Origin of the sequence: Inquilinus sp. (assembly GCF_039594555.1) — a bacterium.
Taxonomy (GTDB): Bacteria; Pseudomonadota; Alphaproteobacteria; order DSM-16000; family Inquilinaceae; genus Inquilinus.
Map to the genome: position 1 here is coordinate 1 of NZ_JBCNNF010000543.1, position 3,822 is coordinate 3,822.

At 72.1% G+C, this 3,822-nt stretch carries 6 protein-coding genes; 2 read left to right on the top strand and 4 right to left on the bottom strand.

The annotated features are described in order from the left end of the window. From ABDW35_RS33590 to ABDW35_RS33605, 4 genes are all read right to left on the bottom strand, one after another. On the bottom strand, positions 1–253 hold a 253-nt coding region (locus ABDW35_RS33590; RefSeq protein ID WP_343718199.1), incomplete at its 3' end, for a CreA family protein. 2 nt (positions 254–255) lie between these two features. Further along, the gene (locus ABDW35_RS33595; RefSeq protein ID WP_343718200.1) at positions 256–807 is read right to left on the bottom strand and encodes a demethoxyubiquinone hydroxylase family protein; all 552 of its coding nucleotides are present in this window, start codon (positions 805–807) and stop codon (positions 256–258) included. Further along, complete coding sequence (locus tag ABDW35_RS33600) at positions 804–1,295, bottom strand: disulfide bond formation protein B (protein ID WP_343718201.1); 492 nt, start codon at positions 1,293–1,295, stop codon at positions 804–806. Before ABDW35_RS33600 ends, ABDW35_RS33595 begins: the two co-directional genes overlap by 4 nt. A gap of 368 nt (positions 1,296–1,663) precedes the next feature. Beyond that, the gene (locus ABDW35_RS33605) at positions 1,664–2,644 is read right to left on the bottom strand and encodes a pyridoxal-phosphate dependent enzyme (protein ID WP_343718202.1); all 981 of its coding nucleotides are present in this window, start codon (positions 2,642–2,644) and stop codon (positions 1,664–1,666) included. 90 nt (positions 2,645–2,734) lie between these two features. On the opposite strand from ABDW35_RS33605, the gene ABDW35_RS33610 reads away from it, so the two are divergent. Next, positions 2,735–3,226, top strand: coding sequence for an Lrp/AsnC family transcriptional regulator (locus ABDW35_RS33610; protein WP_343718203.1), 492 nt, complete (start codon positions 2,735–2,737; stop codon positions 3,224–3,226). Between the two features lie 127 nt (positions 3,227–3,353). After that, positions 3,354–3,822: phosphoribosyltransferase (locus ABDW35_RS33615; protein ID WP_343718204.1), on the top strand; the 469-nt coding region annotated here is incomplete at its 3' end.

A 3,822-nucleotide genomic window follows, 5' to 3' on the forward strand; every position in this document is an offset into this window, starting at 1 on the left:
CCTGGCGGCAGGCCAGCGCGAAGCGCGACGGGTCCTCGGCCAGGCCGAGCCAGCCGGAGACGCCGCCGGTGCGGGCCTGGCTGAGATAGCAGGCGACGCCCGGGATGTCGGGGTCGGTGAAGGCCTCGACGCAGACCTTGTGGTCCGGGCCGATCAGCTTGAAGGCGGTGTTGACGCAGCCGACATCCTCGGCCCGGGCGCCGGGGGCGGCGAGCAGCGCCGCCGCGGTCACGGCAAAGGCGGGAAGCCGCATGGTCACACCCGCTCGGACAGCCAGATCGCGGTGCGCGTCGCCGCCTTCACCGCGCCGGACAGCAGCCGGTAGCCCGGTGCCTGCTCGGCCTCGTGCTCCAGGCCGATGTCGCGATGCTCCAGCTCCTCCGCCCGGAAGCGCTCGATCACCGCTTTCAGCTCCGGCTCCTCCTCGCCCAGCGCCTCGGCCTGGCGGGCATAGTGGTCGTCGATCACCTCCTCGACCGCCACCGTGCAGGCCATGGCCGCGCGGTCGCCCAGCAGCGCCGTGGCCGCGCCCATGGCGAAGGCGCCGACATGCCAGAGGGGGTGCAGCAGCGTCGGGCGCACGCCGCGATCCGCCACCATCCGGTCGAAGGTGTCGAGATGCTCGCGCTCCTGCTCGGCCATATGCTCGATCACCGGACCCTTGGGGCCGCGGCCGAGCACGGCGAGCTGGCCTTCATAGATCCGCTTGGCGCCGTATTCCCCGGCATGGTCGACCCGGATCATCCGGGCGATCCGCTCGCGCCGGGGAAGGTCGCCCGGCAGGGCGCGGCGGCGGGAGACGGTCATGCGGCCCTCGTGCTGCCTGAACGCAGGCCGGCGACCAGCAGGACCAGGCCCGCGATCACCGACAGGATGGCGTTATACCCCGCCATCGAGATGCCGAACAGGACGAAGCCCGGCACGTCGCAGCGCACCACAGGCGCGTTCAGCAGCTGGTTGCGCAGGTCGGCGACGCTGGTGCTGCCGGCGGAGATGGCGCTGGTGCAGGAGGTGAAGCCCGGGAACCAGCCATATTCGACGCCGGCATGATAGACCGCCAGCAGGCCGCCGAGCAGGATGACCAGCCCGGCCAGCAGCACCAGGGCGCGCCGCGCCGGGCGAATCACCGCCGCCAGCACGCCGAGCGCGATCGCCACGCCCCAGGGCCAGCGCTGGTACAGGCAGAGCTCGCAGGGCTGCAGCCCGCCGAGATACTGCGAGGCGAGGACGGTGCCCAGCACGACGACGCCCAGGGCGGCCGTGAGCCAGGAGAGGAGGTCGAGGCGGCGCAACATGGCGCGGATCATGCCGCGCGGCCGATGCGCCGCCTAGCGCTCAAATGTCGCGAGCGCGTCAGGCCAGCGCTGTTCCGGAAGCGCTGGTGTTCCCTCACCTCCCTCTCTCCGAGGAGCTATCGGATTCACACATCACCTCTTTTGAGTCCCCTCCCCTTGCGGGAGGGGGGTAGGGGGAGGGGGTTCTCTCGGCGCGAGCCGGCCCGGACTGTCGCAAATCGGCGTAGATGGCGAGTTCGGTGTCCTGCCTATTCGCGCACGGACGCGCGCAGCCCCTCCCCCTGCCCCCCTCCCGCAAGGGGAGGGGGACTTGAAATAACTCACTTCGACGATGTGTGAATCCGATAGCTCCGGGGAGAAGGGGCGGCTCAGGCCTTGCCAGCGGTCTCAAACAGCCGGGTCTGGAAGGCCTCGCTGAAGTTGCTGCCGGTGATCACCGTCGCCACCCGGCGGCCGGCGAAGCGGTCGCGATTCGTCAGCACCGCGGCCAGGCCGGCGGCCGCAGACGGCTCGGCCGCCACCCCGGCGCCGCGCAGCAGCAGCCGCGCCGCGTCGAGGATGGCGCCGTCATCGACCAGCAGGATCTCGTCGACGCAGGCGCGCAGCTGGGCCACGGCCGAGGGCACTGGGCGGGCGATCGCCATGCCGTCGGCGATGGTGTCGGTGTCCGGCGTGTCGATGGCGCGGCCGGCGGCGAAGGACTGCGCCATGGCCGGCGCCCCGCGCGCCACCACGCCGACGATCCGCACCTGCGGCGCATGCGCCTTGAACCAGGAGCCGATGCCGGTCGCCAGCGCGCCGTCGCCGATCTGCACCACCACATCGTCGACCTCGTGGCCGGCGGCCGTCAGCTCCTGCGCGATCACGCCGGCGCCGGCGGAGATGATCGGGTGGCCGCCATCCTCGACGAACAGCGCCCCGTCCTCCGCCGCGATCCGGCGGGCCAGGTCCTTGCCGGAGCCGGCCTCGGGGTCGGCCAGCAGCACCGTGGCGCCGAGCCGGCGCATCGCCTCCAGCTTCAGCGGGTTGGCCCAGGCCGGCGCCAGGATCGTCGCCGTGATGCCGCGCCGGGCGGCCGCCCGCGCCAGCCCCTGGCCGAAATTGCCGCTGGAGGTGGCGACCACCGCGGCCGGCCGCGGGTCCAGCGCCGCCATCACCGCCTCGGTGCCGCGCCCCTTGAAGGAGCGGATCGGGTTCAGCGTCTCGACCTTCAGCAGGCAGCTGCAGCCCAGGGCCGCATCCAGCGCGCCATGCGACATCACCGGCGAATCGAGGAAGACCGGGTCGATCGCGGCGCGGGCGGCGAGAATCTGCTGCGGCGTGAGGGGCAAGGCTGCCTGCGCGTCCATGGGTCGTCTCCCGGTTGAGCTGCCGCGACTCTAGCCGGCGCCGGCCCGGCTGTTGTTGAAATCTCCTGCGTCGCCGCGCAAAATTCTTGCATGAACTCCAAGCCCGCCCCTGCCCTCGACCGACTCGACCACAAGCTGCTGGCCCTGCTGCAGGCCGATAGCGGCCGGACGCTGGAGGAGCTGGGGGACACGGTCGGCCTGTCGCCCAGCGCGGTGCAGCGCCGGATCGCCCGCTACCGCGCCGACGGGCTGCTGCTGCGGCAGGTCGCGGTGCTGGATTCCGGGCGCCTGGACAGCGTGGTGCTGGCCGCGGTGTTCGTGATGCTGGAGAAGGAATCGGTCGACCTGCACCGCGCCTTCAAGGACCGGATGCGGGCGGCGCCGGAGGTGCAGCAGTGCTACGACCTGGCCGGCAGCCGCGACTATCTGGTGATCGTCGCGGTCACCGGCATGCGGGCCTGCCGCGAGGCGGTGGACCGGCTGTTCATGACCGACCCGAACATCAAGCGCTTCGACACCCATTTCGTGTTCGACGCGGTGAAGACCGGGCTGGCCCTGCCGACCACCGGCCAAACCGGTTAAGCGCCGCCCGCATAAGCCTTGAATCCTATCGGCTTTTCACCGTTTCAGCCGTAGCCAAACTCGGTTTGGCCGCCGCTCCGGCGCGCGCCATCTCATCCTCATCGGCACCGCAACCCCGTGCAAGATGATGCCCCTGTCGTCGTGGAAAGGCCTCGACCCCGACCGCAAGCCGGTCTTCCTCGGCTACGACCAGACCGAGCGGATGCTGGCCGCGCTGCTGGACCGCGCTGCCGCCTGGCAGCCGGACGTCGTGGCCGGCATCGCCCGCGGCGGGGTGGTGCCGGCGACCATGGCCGCGACCATCCTGGCCCTGCCGCTGGCGACCATCGCCTATGACCGGGCCGTCGGGCGCGGCGAGTGGATCGGTCCACCGCCGGCGGGCCGGCGCGTGCTGCTGGTCGACGACGGCTGCAGCACCGGTGGCACGATGCGGACCGTCCGCGGCATGCTGCTGGCCGAGGGCCACGCCTGCCTGACCCTGGCGGTGGTGCACGACCCCGAGCACAGCGACTTCACCCCCGACCTGTCGCATCCGATGCGCGAGCTGTGGCGCTTCCCCTGGGAGCGCGGCGAGGCGACGCCCGCCGGCCGGGCCC